Origin of the sequence: Nonomuraea sp. NPDC049684, from assembly GCF_044465345.1 — a bacterium.
Classification (GTDB): Bacteria; Actinomycetota; Actinomycetes; order Streptosporangiales; family Streptosporangiaceae; genus Nonomuraea.
Window position 1 is genome coordinate 159,788 of the sequence record NZ_JBITLO010000005.1, and the last position, 15,688, is coordinate 175,475.

The 15,688-nt window shown below is 72.9% G+C and carries 15 protein-coding genes; 7 read left to right on the plus strand and 8 right to left on the minus strand.

The window, feature by feature from the left end:
• Positions 1-11 precede the first annotated feature (11 nt).
• Positions 12-2,081 (plus strand): FUSC family protein, encoded by a 2,070-nt coding sequence (locus ACIBST_RS17830; RefSeq protein ID WP_397172801.1) that lies wholly within the window; start codon positions 12-14, stop codon positions 2,079-2,081.
• Here the strand turns inward: ACIBST_RS17830 and serB are convergent.
• The 4 genes from serB to ACIBST_RS17850 form a co-directional block, all read right to left on the minus strand.
• Entirely contained in the window at positions 2,071-3,288 is a 1,218-nt protein-coding gene (gene serB / locus ACIBST_RS17835) for a phosphoserine phosphatase SerB (RefSeq protein WP_357966193.1), read from the minus strand. The two genes, ACIBST_RS17830 and serB, sit on opposite strands and share 11 nt — an antisense overlap.
• Before the next feature lie 79 nt (positions 3,289-3,367).
• Positions 3,368-3,955 (minus strand): hypothetical protein, encoded by a 588-nt coding sequence (locus ACIBST_RS17840; protein ID WP_397172803.1) that lies wholly within the window; start codon positions 3,953-3,955, stop codon positions 3,368-3,370.
• 97 nt (positions 3,956-4,052) lie between these two features.
• Positions 4,053-5,063 carry an S-adenosylmethionine:tRNA ribosyltransferase-isomerase gene (locus tag ACIBST_RS17845; protein WP_397172805.1) on the minus strand — a complete coding sequence of 337 codons (1,011 nt, stop codon included), beginning with the start codon at positions 5,061-5,063 and terminating at the stop codon, positions 4,053-4,055.
• Complete coding sequence (locus tag ACIBST_RS17850; RefSeq protein ID WP_397172807.1) at positions 5,060-5,716, minus strand: SDR family NAD(P)-dependent oxidoreductase; 657 nt, start codon at positions 5,714-5,716, stop codon at positions 5,060-5,062. Before ACIBST_RS17850 ends, ACIBST_RS17845 begins: the two co-directional genes overlap by 4 nt.
• A gap of 99 nt (positions 5,717-5,815) precedes the next feature.
• On the opposite strand from ACIBST_RS17850, the gene ACIBST_RS17855 reads away from it, so the two are divergent.
• Together ACIBST_RS17855 and ACIBST_RS17860 are read left to right on the plus strand one after the other, a co-directional pair.
• Positions 5,816-6,934 (plus strand): GAF domain-containing protein, encoded by a 1,119-nt coding sequence (locus tag ACIBST_RS17855; RefSeq protein WP_397172809.1) that lies wholly within the window; start codon positions 5,816-5,818, stop codon positions 6,932-6,934.
• Complete coding sequence (locus ACIBST_RS17860) at positions 6,931-7,554, plus strand: response regulator (protein WP_397172810.1); 624 nt, start codon at positions 6,931-6,933, stop codon at positions 7,552-7,554. Before ACIBST_RS17855 ends, ACIBST_RS17860 begins: the two co-directional genes overlap by 4 nt.
• 18 nt (positions 7,555-7,572) lie before the next feature.
• Here ACIBST_RS17860 and ACIBST_RS17865 read toward each other — a convergent pair whose 3' ends face one another.
• Entirely contained in the window at positions 7,573-8,238 is a 666-nt protein-coding gene (locus ACIBST_RS17865) for a hypothetical protein (protein ID WP_397172811.1), read from the minus strand.
• Between the two features lie 169 nt (positions 8,239-8,407).
• Here ACIBST_RS17865 and ACIBST_RS17870 point away from each other — a divergent pair, with 169 nt between their 5' ends.
• Positions 8,408-11,008, plus strand: coding sequence for a protein kinase (locus ACIBST_RS17870; protein ID WP_397172812.1), 2,601 nt, complete (start codon positions 8,408-8,410; stop codon positions 11,006-11,008).
• Positions 11,009-11,013: 5 nt separating this feature from the next.
• Here ACIBST_RS17870 and ACIBST_RS17875 read toward each other — a convergent pair whose 3' ends face one another.
• Positions 11,014-11,730: a hypothetical protein gene (locus ACIBST_RS17875; RefSeq protein WP_397172814.1), complete on the minus strand. Its 717-nt coding sequence runs from the start codon at positions 11,728-11,730 to the stop codon at positions 11,014-11,016.
• Between the two features lie 89 nt (positions 11,731-11,819).
• Here ACIBST_RS17875 and ACIBST_RS17880 point away from each other — a divergent pair, with 89 nt between their 5' ends.
• From ACIBST_RS17880 to ACIBST_RS17890, 3 genes are all read left to right on the plus strand, one after another.
• A complete protein-coding gene (locus ACIBST_RS17880; RefSeq protein WP_352319106.1) occupies positions 11,820-12,608 on the plus strand; it encodes an ABC transporter ATP-binding protein in 789 nt (262 codons plus the stop codon).
• Between the two features lie 95 nt (positions 12,609-12,703).
• Positions 12,704-13,630, plus strand: a complete 927-nt coding sequence (locus ACIBST_RS17885; RefSeq protein WP_397172816.1) for an SPFH domain-containing protein — start codon at positions 12,704-12,706, stop codon at positions 13,628-13,630.
• 51 nt (positions 13,631-13,681) lie between these two features.
• Entirely contained in the window at positions 13,682-13,912 is a 231-nt protein-coding gene (locus ACIBST_RS17890; RefSeq protein WP_352319104.1) for a hypothetical protein, read from the plus strand.
• Here ACIBST_RS17890 and ACIBST_RS17895 read toward each other — a convergent pair.
• Together ACIBST_RS17895 and ACIBST_RS17900 are read right to left on the minus strand one after the other, a co-directional pair.
• Positions 13,909-14,748: an NAD(P)H-binding protein gene (locus ACIBST_RS17895; RefSeq protein WP_397172817.1), complete on the minus strand. Its 840-nt coding sequence runs from the start codon at positions 14,746-14,748 to the stop codon at positions 13,909-13,911. The genes ACIBST_RS17890 and ACIBST_RS17895 overlap by 4 nt on opposite strands.
• Before the next feature lie 29 nt (positions 14,749-14,777).
• A complete protein-coding gene (locus ACIBST_RS17900; protein ID WP_397172819.1) occupies positions 14,778-15,599 on the minus strand; it encodes a Rieske 2Fe-2S domain-containing protein in 822 nt (273 codons plus the stop codon).
• Between the last annotated feature and the right edge of the window lie 89 nt (positions 15,600-15,688).

Here is a 15,688-nt window from a genome sequence, read left to right on the forward strand (position 1 = left end):
GGACGACGCCTATGCGGGGGGCCGCCAGAGCGCTGCGTGACGGCTTCTCGCTGCCCGCGCGTCCGCCCTGGGGGTACGGGCTGCTGTGCGGGCTCGCGGTGGCCGGGCCGCTGCTGGCCGGGGTGCTGGCGGGCAGGCCGCAGTCGGGGGCGTTCCTGGCCCTCGGGGCCTATCTGACGGCGTTCGGCGACATGTACGGGCAGCCGTACGCGGCGCGGGCGCGGTCCATGGCCATCAAGATCGTGCTGATCGCCGGCGGGTGCTGGCTGGGCCTGTACCTGGCGGACCGGCCCTGGTGGGCGGTGCTGGCGCTCGGAGCGGTCGCCGCGGCGGGCGGCCGGTGGCGGACGGTGGGGACGCCGCCCGCGTTCGCCCTGGTCACCGGGTTCTACCTGGCGGTGCCCGCGGGTTTCGGGCCACCCGAGCTGATGGTGTTCGGCGGCCTCCTGTACGCGGTGCTCGCCCTGGCCCTGTGGCCGTTGCGCCGGTTCGACCCGCTGGCGACGGCGCTGGGCGAGGCCGTCCGCGCCGTGGCCGGGCTGCTCGACGGGCTCGCCGGCGACGACTGGGGCGAGCGCAGGGAACGCGCGTCCAAGGCCCTGGAGACCGCGGCCACGGCGTCGGCGGCGTTCGCGAGCATGGACGCGGCCGGCCGCTCCGCCGCCGCGTACGTCGAGGCGCTGGTCCGGATCTTCCACGAGACGGTGGCGCTGCGCGCCCTGCGCGCGGCGGCCCCGGACGAGCAGGACGGGATCGACGACGTGGCCACCACCCTGGCCGCGGACCTGCGGGAGGCCGCGGACGGACGGCGGGCCGGAGTGGTGGAGGCGCTGGCAGTTACCGCCGACTACGCCGAGCGCCTGGGCGCGCGCGAGCCGGGCGCCGACCCGGCGGCGCTGCGCAGCGGTGCGGTGCTCGGCCAGGCCCGGCGCTGCCTGGACCGGATCGCGGTGGGAGTGCGCACGGTCGGCCTCCTGACCGCCCGGCACGTGCCCCCGGCAGGTCGTGGGCTGCTGCCCGGGAAGCCGGTGGCGGGCCGCCGGCTGTTCCCGCGGCTGCCGTGGAAGCCGCCGCCGGGCGGTACGGGGCCCGAGCACGCCGGGCGGCTGGGGCTCACCGCCGCCGTGGCGATGGCGCTGATGCTCGGGGTGCACGAGCAGTACGGCAAATGGTTCGTGTTCACCGTGCTGCTGGCGGTGCGGCCGACCTACGGGGACACCGTCGAGCGGGTGGTGCTGCGGGTGGCCGGAACCGTGGCGGGGGCCGCGGCTGCGGCGCTGATCCTGGCGGCGGTGCCGGGGCCGTACACGATCGTGGGGACGGTGCTGGTGTTCGGCACGCTCGGGTTCGCCCTGCGCGAGGTGAGCTACGGCTACTGGTCGATCTTCGCGACGCCGCTGGCCATGATGCTCACCGACTTCTCCACCCGGCTCGACTGGGAGGCCGCGGGGATCAGGCTGGCGCTCACGGCGGGCGGCGGCGTGCTGGCGCTGGCGGCGGCCCGGCTGCTGTGGCCGCGCGGCCAGGCCGGACGGCTGCGCGGCCTGGCCGCCGACCTGCTGCGCGAGCACGCCTGCCTGGTACGCGCGCCGGCCGAAGGCGACCTGGACCGGCTGCCCGACCGTACGGAGTCCGCCGGGACGGCGGCCGACCGGCTGCGCGAGTCGCTGGACAAGCTGGACAAGGAGCCGGGCGGCAGGGCGCCGGCCGAGCTGCGGGCCGCGCTGACGCTGGCCAGGAAGCTCAGGGACGACGCGATCCTGCTCGGCGCCGTGCTGCGCGGGGCCGAGCCCGGCTCGGACGCCACCGCCGGCGTGCTGGACGCGGTGGCCGACCGGCTGGACGCCGTGGGGCAGGCCGTACGGGCGGGCGAGCCGCCGCCCGCGGCCGACGCGTTCGAGTCGCAGCTCGACGAGGTGGCGCGGGAGGTCAGCTCGCTGATGGAGGAGGCGGCGGCGGGGGAGGGCACGGCGGTGCGCAGGCGGCTGCGGCACGCGGTGACCGCCCACCCGGCGCTGAGGTCGCTCTGCAAGGACGCGCTCGACCTGGCCGCCGAGGTCACCGCCCGGTTCAGGACGTGAGCACGCCGTCCTCGGCGTCGGCGGCCTCGACCTCGTCCCTGGAGATGCCCAGGAGGTAGAGGATCGAGTCGAGGTAGGGCGTGTTGACCGCGGTGTCGGCGGCCTGCCGGACGACGGGCTTGGCGTTGAAGGCGATGCCCAGCCCGGCCGCGGCGATCATGTCGAGGTCGTTGGCGCCGTCGCCGATGGCCACCGTCTGGGAGATGGGCAGCCTGGCCTCCTTGGCGAACCGCTCCAGCGCGCGGGCCTTGCCCGGCCGGTCGACGATCTCGCCGACGACCCGGCCGGTGAGCTTCCCGTCGATGACCTCCAGGACGTTCGCCGCCGAGTAGTCGATGCCCAGCTCCTCGACCAGGGCGTCGGTGATCTGGGTGAAGCCGCCGCTGACGATGGCGAAGCGGTAGTCGAGGCGCTTGAGCGTACGGACGAGGGTGCGGGCGCCCGGGGTGAGCACGACCTCCTGGCGCACCTGCTCGAACACCTCGGCCGGCAGCCCTTCGAGCAGCGCGACCCGGCGGCGCAGCGACTCGGCGAAGTCGAGCTCGCCGCGCATGGCCTGCTCGGTGACCCGGGCGACCTCGTCGAGGCAGCCGGCGTGCGCGGCCAGCAGCTCGATGACCTCGCCCTGGATGAGGGTGGAGTCGACGTCCATGACGATGAGCCGCTTGGCCCGGCGGGACAGGCCGGTGCGCTGGACGGCGACGTCGACCTCCTGGGCGGCGGCCTCGGCGGCCAGCTCGACGCGCAGGGCGGTCGGGTTGGCGCCGGAGACCGACAGCTCGATGCAGGTGACGGGCCACTGGGCGAGGCGTTCGATGCGGTCGATGTTGGCGCCGGCGGCGGCGATGCGGCCGGCGATGCCCGCGATGGCGGCGGGCTGGAGGGTGGCGCCCAGCACGCTGACCGACAGGCGGCCGCGGCGGCGCTGCTCCTTGGCCTGGGAGCCGGTGGAGAGCTCGACCTCCATCCCGAGGTCTTCGGCCACCCGTTCGACGGCGGTCCACATCGCGCCGAGGGTGGTGCCCGTGCCGGTGGACGGGCCGCCGGCGTACGCGACGAGCACGCCGAGCGTGAGCCTGCCGCGGATGACGACCTGTTCGATGTCCGCGACCGTCACCGGGAACCCGGACAGCACGGAGAAGAGCCTGGAGGTGACACCGGGCCGGTCGGGGCCGGTCAGGGTGATCAGGAGGGTGCGCTGGTCCACATCCAGCCACGGTACTGCGCCCGGTCCGGTGCCCGCGCAGCAGGCTCGCCATTCGGACACGGGCGCAGCGGCCGCGGGACTAGCGGACGATCCGCGTCCTGGCGGTCTTGGCGTAGCCGTGCTCGGGGATGCCGAGGCGCTCAAGCTCCTCCTGGGCCAGGGACCACGTGCCCTTCTCCTGGTCCCACATGCCCTGCTGGACGTCGTAGGTGACCACGCCGAGGGTCGCCTTCTGCGTGCCCATGGCGCTCTTCTTCAGCTTGGCGTAGAAGTCGAGGCGGACCCAGTCGTCCTTCTCCAGGACGTAGGGGACGCTGCAGTAGAGGGCGCGGCCGTCGAGGGCGCAGATGGTGCCCTTGGGGGCGCGGTAGCGGATCTTCCGGAGGTCCACGCCCTTCGGGAACTGGCCGCCGACGAACCAGGCGTCGGCCGAGTACGGGCCGGTGTTGGTCGCCTGGAGGCTGTACTTGATCTGGCCGCCCGCCTTGGCCGTCTTGGACGCCTTCAACTTGATGTCGAAGACCGCGAACGGGTCGTCGGCGGCCTTGGCGGTGTGGGCGGCGGCGGTCGTCGTGGCGGTCGTCGTGGCGGACGCGGGCACCGCCGGAACAATCAGCGCGCCGGCCAGCAAAGCCAGCGAGGCGACCTTAGTGAGGGAGTTGCGCATTAACGTCTCCGGAGAGGAAGTGAGCACGGGGACGCGCATGAACAAGCCCCCGTAAATGTCGGCTGTTCCTATCACGAGGGCAAAATCCATGTAAAGCTTATTTATCCAGAATCAAGTGCGTGTCGCCGAACTCGTGCCACAGATAACCCTTCCGCAGCGCCTCTTCGTACGCGCGTGCCAGCGCCTTCTCGCCGGCGATCGCCGTCAGCATGAGCAGGTGGCTGGAGCGCGGTTCGTGCAGGCCGGTGATGAGCCCGGTGACCGCCCGTACGCCGGCGGCCGGGGTGACGACGTGGCCGGTCCAGCCGGAGGCGGCGCCGACCTGGCCGTCCGGGCCCACGGCGGTCTCCAGGGCGCGTACGACGGTCGTCCCCGCGGCGATCACCCGGCCGCCGTTCCGCCGGGTGAGGTTGACCAGCCGGGCGGTGGCGGCCGGCACCTCGTACCGTTCGGCGTAGGGCCGCTCGTCCTTCTCGGGCGAGGCCACGCCGGTGTGCAACGTGACGGGCGCGATCGTCACGCCCCGCGAGACCAGCGCCGTGACCAGCTCGGAGGTGAACGGCCGGGCCGCGCTCGGCATCTCCGCGCTGCCCGGCACGGTGGCGAACACCGTCTGGTAGGCGTCGATGGGCCAGTCGGCAGGCACGTAGGAGTAGCGGATCGGACGGCCGTGCTCGCGCAGGTACGGCAGCACGTCCCGGTCCAGCCGCGCCCGCCACAGCCGCGGCGTCTCCCGCTCGATCAGCCGCAGCGTGGCCCGGCCGGGCAGCGGCAGCCACTCGCCCGGCTCGCCGCCCCCGTACGGCTCGGACGCCTTGGCCGTCCTGCGGCGCAGCTCGACCAGCCAGGTGCCGTCCTCGCGGGCGGTGGAGAAGTGCACCGCGAGCCGGTCGAGCCGGACCGCCGCGGGCAGCGTCGCCGAGTTGTTGACCACGATCAGGTCGCCCGGGTCGAGCAGACCCGGCAGGTCGCCGAACCGGTGGTGGGTGGGCTCGGCCTCGCCGCGCGAGACCATCAGGCGCACCGCGTCCCTGGCCAGCCCGCGCGCCTCGGGCGGCTCGTGGGCCGACAGGTCGTCGGGCAGCGCGAAGTCCAGCAGCGCCGTCATTGCAGGCTCACCTTCCCGCCGGCCGGCCGGGACGTGACCAGGTCGCGCAGCGCCGCGGCCACCTTGGCGGGGTCGGTGGCCGCCGACGCCTCCTCCGCCCCGACGGCGTCGGCGAGCATGCGGGTGTTCATCTCGCCGGGATCGGCCCACCAGACCCGCAGGCCGGGCTCCTCGGCGGCCAGCACGTTCGACAGCTGCTCCAGGGCCGCCTTGGTCGCGCCGTAGCCGCCCCAGCCCGCGTAGGCGCCGGTGGCGGCGTCGGAGGTGATGTTGACCACGGCCCCGCCGGCCGCGCGCAGAGCGGGCAGCGTGGCCTGGATCAGCGCGAGCGGGGCGGTCACGTTCGTCTCCAGCAGGACCCGGAACGCCTCCAGCGGGTAGCCCGCCAGCGGCGGCAGCGGGGTCGCCCCGAGGTCGCTGGCGTTGTTGACCAGCAGGTCCAGCTCGGGCACGGCCCGTCCCAGCCGCGCGATGTGCTCGGGGTCGGTCACGTCGCCGGGGATCGCGGTGGCGCCCAGCTCGTCGGCGACCCGGCGCAGCTCGTCCGCGCCGCGGGCGGTGAGCACGAGGTTCCAGCCCGCCTCCGCCAGGGACCTCGCCAGGGCGAGGCCGAGACCGCGGGAGGCGCCGGTGATGAGAGCGGTGTTCGTCATGACACCGACGCTAGGATCGGCGCGCCGCGCCGGCATCGGGCGCAGGGCCCGCTCCCGCCTGGGCACATCGTCCTAGGACTCCGCCCCTAGAGTGGGTCCGTGAGCTCATCGGACCGGGACGAGATCCTGCAGGCGGTGAGCTCCGCCGTGCTCGCGGTCACCCGGCATCTGTCGGTCCGCGAGGTGCTCCAGGTCATCGTACGGTCGGCGCAGCGCCTTCTCGACGCCCGCTACGCCGCGCTCGGCGTGCCCGACGACGACGGCTCGTTCGCCGAGTTCGTCGCCGAGGGCATCACCGACAAGCAGTGGGAGGCCATCGGCCCGCTGCCCAGGCAGCACGGCATGCTCGGCGCGATGCTGCGCGAAGGCACCCCGGCCCGGCTGCCCGACCTGCGGGAGGATCCGCGGTTCGAGTGGTGGCCGAAGGCGCACCCGGTCATGAAGGACTTCCTCGGCGTGCCGATCCGCGACGCCGACCAGGTGATCGGCATCATCTTCCTGGCCAACAAGCGCACCCCCGGCGGGTTCACCCAGGAGGACCAGGAACTGCTGACGCTGTTCGCCGCGCACGCCGCCATCGCGCTCACCAACGCCAGGCTCTACGAGCGCGGGCGCGAGCTGGCCATGCTGGAGGAGCGCAACCGGGTGGCCCGCGAGCTGCACGACGCGGTCACCCAGAAGCTGTTCTCGCTCCGGCTGACCGCCCAGGCCGCCGCCACCATGCTGGACAAGGCCCCCGAGAAGGCGCACGCCGAGCTCGAACGCGTCCAGCGCCTGGCCGGGGAGGCGCTGTCGGAGCTGCGCGCGGTGATCGTCGAGCTGCGCCCGGCCGAGCTCGACCGCCACGGGCTCGCCGAGACGCTGCGCAAGCACGTGCGCATGCTCGACCGGCTGCACCCCTCGCTGGTCACGTTCGAGTGCGACGAGCTGCCGCCGCTCGACTCGGCGGTGGAGGTGGCCGTGCTGCGGGTGGCCCAGGAGGCGCTGCACAACGCGCTCAGGCACTCAGGGGCCGCGCGGGTGTCCGTGCGCCTGGTCCTCGGCCAGGGGACGCTGGCGCTGACCGTCCACGACGACGGCGACGGCTTCGAGCAGGGGGAGTCGCGCGGCCTGGGCCTGGTGTCGATGCGCGACCGGGCGGAGTCGGTCGGCGGGGCGATGACGGTCTCCTCGGCGCCCGGCCAGGGGACCACCGTACGCGTGGAGGTGGGCGTGTGATCCGGGTGCTGATCGCCGACGATCATCCGGTGGTCCGGCAGGGGCTGCGGACGTTCCTCGACCTCCAGGACGACATCACCGTCGTCGGCGAGGCGGCCGACGGCGCGCAGGCCGTCGAGCTGGTCGGCGAGCTGACGCCCGACGTGCTGCTGCTCGACCTGAAGATGCCGGTGCTCGACGGGCTCGGCGCGCTGGAGCGGCTGGCCGGCTCGGCCACGCGGGTGGTGGTGCTGACGTCCGTGAGCGACCGGTCCGACGTCGGCCCGGCGATGCGGGCGGGAGCCGCGGGCTTCCTCTACAAGGACGTCGATCCGTCCGCGCTGGTCCAGGCCGTGCGGGCGGTGCACAACGGGCAGGTGCTGCTCGCGCCGGAGGCGGCCGAGGCGATGCTGTCCGCCCCGGCGGCCGTGGCCGCCGCGCCGGGGCCGGCGCCGCTGACCGAGCGCGAGCGGGAGGTGCTCGCGCTGATCGCGGCCGGGCGGTCCAACAGGGAGATCGCGCGCAGCCTCGCCGTCGCGGAGAAGACGGTCAAGACCCACGTGTCGAACGTGCTGATGAAGCTGGGCGTCCAGGACCGGACCCAGGCCGCGCTGTACGCCGTGCGGCACGGCCTGGCCTGATCAGCCGGGATCAGCCGGTCAGGTGTCCTTCTTCTTGTTGGACTCCTCGTGGCTGGCCGGCGGGTTGTACTCCTTGACGGGCGGCGGCGGCGTCCAGTGCTTGGTGGGCTTGCGCGGCGGGACCACGATCTTGGTCTTGGCCGTCTTGAGCCAGGTGTAGCCCTTGATGCCGAGGCGCTTGAGCTCTTCCTTGTCGATGTTCTCCATGCCCTGGTCGACGTCGTACGCGATGACGCCGAGCTTGGCGACGGCCACGCCCCTGGTGCCCTTCTTCATGGTGACCTGGAAGTTCAGCCAGTCCGTCTTGCCCTTCTGCAGGACGAATCGGCCCCAGCACCAGAACCAGCGGCCCTCCCAGGTGCACTTCGTGCCCTTCGGCGCCCCCCAGCGCAGCGTGGGCACCACGCCCTTGGGCACCTGCCCGCCGATCCAGTAATAGTCGGCGTAGTACGGCCCTAAATTCTTCGCTTTGAGGTAGTAAGTGATCTTTCCGCCGCTTCTGGTGCGGTTGTTGTACTTAACGGAGATCTTGAAGTTCGAGAACGGCTTGGCGGCGGCCCGCGTCGTCGTGGTGGTCACGGTGGTCGCGGTGGTCGCAGTGGTCGCGGCCTCTGCCTGGGCCGGGGCCGCCAATGGCACGGCGGCCAGGCCGCTGACTAACAACAGGCTGAAGCTCTTGCGCATGTGACGGCTCCCCGTACGGTGCTGGAAATCCCCGATCTTCTCCGTGATTATTGCGTAGGGCAAATTTTTCGCAAACAGCGATGATCTTTCGTGACTTGGGATGGATTGCGGGCTTTTCGCATGGTTCATCACGCTTCGATCGGGGGTCTCAGCGCAAGGGGAGGACCAGGTGCCGGAGACGCACCCATTACAGCCCGGCGATCCGCGATCTCTGGGCGCCTACCGGCTGCTGGCGCGCCTCGGCAAGGGGGCCCAGGGGGTCGTCTTCAAGGCGGCGGGCCCCGACGGGCGGCTCGTCGCCATCAAACTGCTGAACACGCTGCTCGACCGGCCCGGACTTGACGGGGAACGGTTCCTGCGCGAGGTCGCCGCCGCGCGCCGGGTGGCCCAGTTCTGCACCGCGCAGGTGCTGGGGGCCAACCTGGACGGCGAGCAGCCGTACATCGTGAGCGAGCTGGTCGAGGGGGTGTCGCTCCAGGTCGTGGTGCAGCGGGAGGGGCCGCGCCAGGGCGGGGCGCTGTACCGGCTGGCCGTCGGCACCGTCACCGCGCTGGCCGCCATCCACCGGGCCGGGATCGTCCACAGGGACTTCAAGCCGAGCAACGTGCTGCTGGGGACCGACGGGCCGCGCGTGATCGACTTCGGCATCGCCAGGGCCTTGGACTCGGCGATGACGATCAGCAGCGGGGTGGTCGGGACGCCGGCGTACATGTCGCCCGAGCAGATCTCGGGCGAGCGCGTGGGGCCCGCCGGCGACATGTTCAGCTGGGCGCTCACCATGCTGTACGCCGCCACCGGGCGGCCCGCGTTCGGCCAGGACAGCCTGCCCGCGGTCATCTACCGGGTGATGAACGAGGAGCCGGACCTGTCGGCGCTGCCCGGCGAGCTGCGGCCGTTGGTGCAGGCGTGCCTGAGCAAGCGCGCCGAGGACCGGCCCACGGCGGCGGACGCGCTGTTCGCCCTGCTGGAGAACCAGGGGACGGCGGCCGAGCTGGACGCCGAGGTCGCCCTCAACACCGGCTCCCGGCTCGCCGCCGACCACCCCGGCCCCGCCCCTTCGAGCCCGCCGCCTTCCGGTCCTTTCCCGGGCGCCGGGCCGTCCGGGCCGTCCGGGCCTGCCGGGGGGATGAAGGCTCCGGGGCCGGTAGGAGGTCGGGGGCCGCAGGGGGCGCCCGCGGCGACCGGGTGGGCCAATCCGTCCGGGTGGGCCAATCCGTCCGGGGCGTCCTACGCCCCGCCACCTGCGACGCCCGCCGCCCGGCCGCCGCAGGCGGGTGAGGCCGGGGGAGGGCAGGCCGGGGCGCCGTTCGGCGGGCCCGGGGCGGGCGGCCGGCAGGAGGGGGACACGCGGTACGTCCGGCAGACGCCCGCCGGACCCTACGGACAGCCGCCGCAGCTTCCGCCGCCGTACCCCATGGGGCCGCGGCAGGCGCCGGCCGGCAGCGGCAACGACGCGTTCTTCAGGCACGCCCCCGCCGTCGAGCCGCCCGACGAGGCCAAGGCCAGGCGCAGGCGCGCGATCATGGTGTCCGGCGCGCTGGCCGTGGCGCTCGCGCTGGCCGGCGGCGTGCTGTTCCTGGGGCCGAGGATGTTCGGCCAGGAGACCCCGCCGAGCCCCCGCGCGGCGGCCGAGGCCACCACGTCCCTGGCCCCGAGCCCCGGTCTGCCCACCGTCCAGCCCACGGCCCAGCCCACTGTCCAGCCCACTGCGACGCTGCCCGCCACCGCCACCCCGCCGTCCACACCGGTCGCGAGCCCCACCCTCACGCCCATGCCCACGCAGACGGTCCCGCCGCCGCAGGCCGTCGCCGCCCTCGGCAAGCAGGACGGCAAGTCGCTCAAGGGCCACACCAAGGGCGTCCAGACGATCTCCGCCCTGTCCCTGGGCGACGGCGGGACCTGGCTGGTGTCCGGCGGCCAGGACGGCCGCGTCCGCCTGTGGGACCTGGGCAGGCGCAAGCCGCTGGCCACCATGAGGGGCCACAGCGAGGAGGTGTACGCCGTGGCCGCCGTCATGATGGGCAAGACCCCCATGGCGGTGTCCGGCGGCTACGACGGCAGCGTCCGCCTGTGGAACCTCAAGACGCACAAGGGCAAGGTCCTCGGCTGGCACGGTGACGCCGTCTACTCGGTCGCGCTGACCAAGGCGGGCGGAAAGTGGATCGCCGTGACCGGGGACGCCAACGGCTGGCTGCGCTTCTGGGACCTGAAGAGGCGCAAGGCCACCGGCGGGGCCGTCAAGGCCCACCGCACGTCCGTGAACTGGCTCAACGCCACCCACCTCGGTGACCGGGCGATCGTCGTCTCGGCCGGCGAGGACGCGACCCTGCGCCTGTGGGACGTTACCCGCCACAAGCCTTACGGAAAGGCGTACAAGGGGCACGCGAAGGGCGTGTACGCGGTGACCACCGGCAGGCTCGGAGACCGGACGGTGGTCGCGTCCGGCGGCAAGGACCGGAAGATCCGGATCTGGGACCCGAAGACCGGCAAGACCATCGGCTCGCCCCTATCCGGTCACAAGAAGATCATCTACTCCCTGTCCTTCGGCACGCTGGGCGGCCGCACGGTCCTGCTGTCCGGCTCGACCGACGGGACCATCCGCCTCTGGGACCCCGAGACGCACAAGCCCCTGGGCAAACCCGTCAAGGCCCACAAGCGCGGCGTGTACGCGGTCGGGATCGTCCCCTCGGACGGCGGCCCGGTCGTCGTGTCGGCCGGCAAGGACAAGGTCATCCGCCTCTGGAAGCCGAAGCAGGAGGCCGGGTCCTGAGCCGCCTACGAGTGGCGTACCGGCTCGAAGATGGCGTGATGGGCGGCCACCAGTGCGCGGCGGACGGCCCGGTCGAGCTCCCGCAGGGCCGTGGCCCTGGCCGCGACCTGCGTCGAGGTGAGTCCGCGGTCGTCGGCCAGGACGAGGACGGCGGCCAGCCGGGTGGCCAGCGTGGAGACGCGGTGGGCGCGGGCCGGGTAGCCGGGGGCCAGCTCGCCGCCGCGCTGCGGCCGGTCGGGCCGGGCCTGGACCGGGCCGTCGACGCCGGTCAGCGCCTCGGTGGCGGCGCGCATGGCCGACGACAGCTCGTGCTCGGCCTCGGCCAGCGAGGGCAGGTCCTGGCGCACGGGCCCGGCGTCGTGCACCTCCAGGCGGGTGCCCACGTACGAGGAGCCGCGCCGGTCGGGGACGGGCACCAGGCCGAGCCGCCGGTCGCGCAGCACGGCCACCGCGGCCTGCCCGGCCTCGACGGCGGAGGAGTTGAAGGTCGCCGGCCCGGACAGCCCCAGCGGGTCGCCGGGTGCGGGAAGGGCGAGCCGGAACTCGTGCAGGCCGTCGGACCGCAGGTTTGCGAGGTATTTACGCAGCGGCACGTCACCGGCGACGACGGGCCCCGCGACGGCTTCCACGTGGTCAGCCGCCTCGTCGAGGCCGACGTGACCGGAGAGCCACGCGTTGCCCCAGGCGACCAGCGAGGGACAGACAGGTGATTCAGGGTGCACCGATCCACGATAAGCGCTCGCCCTGCAATAGGTTTGTCCCCAGGGTGACTCCAAAGGTCTCCAGAGTGACTCCAAGGGAGGGAACGGGGATGGGTGGTCAGGTGCTGCGGCTCCAGGACGTCGCCGTCAGGCGCGACGGGGCGGCCCTGCTGCGCGGCATCGACTGGACGGTCAACGAGGACGAGCGCTGGGTCGTCATCGGTCCCAACGGCGCGGGCAAGACCACGTTGTTGCAGGTCGCCGCGACGCTGCTCTATCCGACCGAGGGCGTGGTCGAGGTGCTGGGGGAGCGGCTGGGGCAGACCGACGTGTTCGACCTGCGGCCGCGCATCGGGCTGGCGAGCGCCGCGCTGGCCGAGCGCATCCCGCCGGAGGAGAAGGTCATCGACCTCGTCCTGACGGCCTCGTACGCCATCATGGGCCGCTGGACGGAGGAGTACGACTCCAACGACGTGACCAGGGCCGTCGAGCTGATCGACATGATGGGCGCGGCCCACCTGATCAGGCGGCGGTTCGGCACCCTGTCGGAGGGCGAGCGCAAGCGGGTGCAGATCGCCCGCGCGCTCATGCCCGACCCCGAGATGCTCCTGCTCGACGAGCCGGCCGCCGGCCTCGACCTGGGCGGCAGGGAAGACCTGGTGCGCCGGCTGTCGGCGCTGGCCGGCGACTACCGCTCGCCGACGCTGGTGCTGGTGACGCACCACGTCGAGGAGGTGCCGAGCGGGTTCACGCACGGCCTGCTGCTGCGGCACGGGTCCGTGGTGGCGCAGGGGCCGCTCGACCACGTGATGACGGCCGACAACCTCTCCCGTACGTTCGGGGTGCCGCTGACGCTCGACCGGAGTGCCGAGGGCCGCTGGTACGCCAGGGCACACTGACCTCACTGGATCGCCATTTATGCGGATATCGGTCGCCTAAAGGCGAAACGAAATATCATGCACCGAGTCGGTCCCCTCGACTCCGGAGCTTCGCCATGTCGACCGAGCAGCTCGTCGTCGCCCTCGTCGTGGTCGCGGCGATGGGATTCGTGGTGGCCCGCAGCATCCGCATCATCCCGCAGGCCACGGCCGCCATCATCGAACGGCTGGGCCGCTACCACCGCACGCTGACGCCCGGCCTCAACGTGGTGGTCCCGTTCGTCGACCGCATCAAAGACCTGATCGACCTGCGGGAACAGGTGGTCTCGTTCCCGCCGCAGCCGGTGATCACGTCCGACAACCTGGTGGTGTCGATCGACACGGTCATCTACTTCCAGGTCACCAACCCCAAGGCGGCCACGTACGAGATCGCGAACTTCCTGATCGGCGTCGAGCAGCTCACCGTCACCACGCTGCGCAACGTGGTCGGCGGCATGGACCTGGAACGCACGCTGACCTCGCGCGAGGAGATCAACACCGAGCTGCGCGGCAGCCTGGACGAGGCCACCGGCAAGTGGGGCATCCGGGTCAACAGGGTCGAGCTGAAGGCCATCGACCCGCCCGTCTCCATCCAGGACTCGATGGAGAAGCAGATGCGCGCCGACCGGGACAAGCGCGCCGCCGTGCTGGCCGCCGAGGGGCAGCGCCAGGCGGCGATCCTGGCCGCCGAGGGCGACAAGCAGGCGGCCGTGCTGCGCGCCAGGGGCGAGGCGGAGGCGGCCGTGCTGCGGGCGCAGGCGGACGCCGAGGCCCAGGCCATGCGCGCCAAGGGCCAGGCGGACGCGATCGGCATGGTGTTCAAGGCCATCCACGACGGCAGGCCCGACCAGAGCCTGCTGGCCTACCAGTACCTCCAGACCCTGCCCGAGATCGCCAAGGGCGACGCCAACAAGGTCTGGATCGTGCCCTCGGAGATGGGCAAGGTGCTGGAAGGGCTGGGCGGGCTGTTCGCCCCGCCCGTCCCGAAGAACCCCGAGGGATAACTCAAACACATGTACGGATAAATACCGGACTAAGTGGGTATAAATCAGTACATGAAGGGTGATCGGGTGGAGATCGTCATCGACGCGGGCGGCTCCCCGCGAACCTACGAGGTCACGGCCACCCGCGCGGGCCGGCGTGTCGAGGTGGCCAACCGGCGCGGGCTGGTGGAGGTGAGCGAGGTCACCCGCAGCGGCACGCCGGTACGCACGGCCCGCTTCATGTCCAGCCGGATCCTCGCCCTCGTGGAGCATCCGGCCGACGAAGCCGCCGGGGACGACTAGCGGAAGTCCGCCACGTGGTCCTCGGCCCACTGGCGGAAGGTCAGCGCGGGCCGGCCGAGCAGGCGCTGCACCGTGTCGGTCACCCGCTCCGGGTTGTGCACCGCCGCCCCCCAGCCCTTCAGCGCGGCCTCCACGAACCCGGGATCGCCCCAGGCCGCCGTCAGGTGCGCGCGGGCCTCGTCCAGCGGCTGCTCCTCCCAGCGCACCTCGTGCCCGGCCACCTCGCCGATGATCCGCACCTGCTCGGCCTGGGTGAGCTGCTCGGGGCCGGAGAGCACGTACTTGCCGCCCGTGTGGCCGGCCGAGGTGAGCACGTGCGTGGCCACCGCGGCGATGTCCTTCTCGTGGATCAGCGCTCTGACCGCCTGACCGAACGGCCAGCGCACGACCCCCTGCCGGATCTGGGGGGCCCAGCCCAGCGTGTTGGCCGCGAAGCCGCCGGGGCGCAGGAACGTCCAGGCCAGGTCGGAATGCCGGATCAGCCGCTCGACACTCTGGTGGAACAGCGTCGGCTCCTCGCCGTCGGCCAGGTCCTCGACGTCGGCGGACAGGTAGACCACGCGGCGGGCGTGCCGGGCCAGGGCCGTCACCGCGTCCGCGGTCGCCGCCTCGGAGTAGCCGGGCCACAGCAGGAAGACGCTCTCGACGTCCCGCAGCGCCGGTTCAAGCGTCTCGGGCACGGTCAGGTCGCCGCGCACCGCCTCCACGCCCTCGGGAAGCCGGGCCTTGTCAGGGTTCCTGACCAGCGCCCGCACGTCCAGGCCCGCCTCCGCGAGCTGGGAGACCACATGTTTGCCCACATTGCCGGTAGCGCCGGTCACCAGGATCTTGCTCATGGCCCCGACGGTAGGACCTCAAGTTAAGTTCAGGTCAACCCCGGCCGTACCTGGATCGTGCCGTCGCGGCGGATGCGGGTCTCGAACATGGGCGCGGGCGCGGTCGCCGGACCGTGCTTCACCGAGCCGTCGGTCAGCCGGAACGTGCTGCTGTGCCACGGGCAGACCACGCACGCCTCGCCGTCCTCCATGACCAGCCGGCCCTGGTGCAGCGGGCCGGCCAGGTGCGGGCAGCGGTCGGCCAGCACGGTCACCCCGTCGCCCTGGCGCAGCACGAAGAGCTGGATGTAGCCGAGCCGGCGCGCGACCGGCCTGCCGTCGGGCAGGTCCTTGAGCGGGCACAGGTCGTGCCAGCCCAGCGGTACGAGATGGGCGACCTGCGGCGCGTGGTTGGCCCCCGCGGCCTGGCGGTAGGCCATGTGGCCGCCGAGGTAGCCGCCCAGCCCGCCGAGCCCGAGCCCGACGTAGGACAGCACGCGCCCGGCCCGCTCGGCGCCGCGCAGCCGGGCCACCAGCGAGGCCGACATCAGGCCCAGGGCGGCCATGTTGGCGGCCATGTGCACGAAGCCCACGCGCTGCTGCTCGCGGTGGAGCGAGGACCAGTCGGTCAGCCCGGCCGCCGCCGTGGGCAGCGCGTTGCCGATGCCCGTCGCCAGGAGCAGCCTGCTCGCCCGGGGATCGGCGTGGGCCAGGTCGAGCACGGCGGCCGACAGCCAGCAGCCGAGGGTGACCGTGGCCAGCGGCGGGTGCAGCGGTTTCCCCGTGGGCACGCCGTGCAGCAGGTCGCGCAGAGTGCCCTGACGCAGGCGCTCGCGTACGACCTTGGCCAGCCCCCGGATCGGTTTGTCCATCGCCTTCGACTTCTCAAGTCGATCGGCGAGGTCAACCGGACCGACGAAACCCCGCAATTGCCGACGCTTCGCTCGCACTGTCTCTTTCA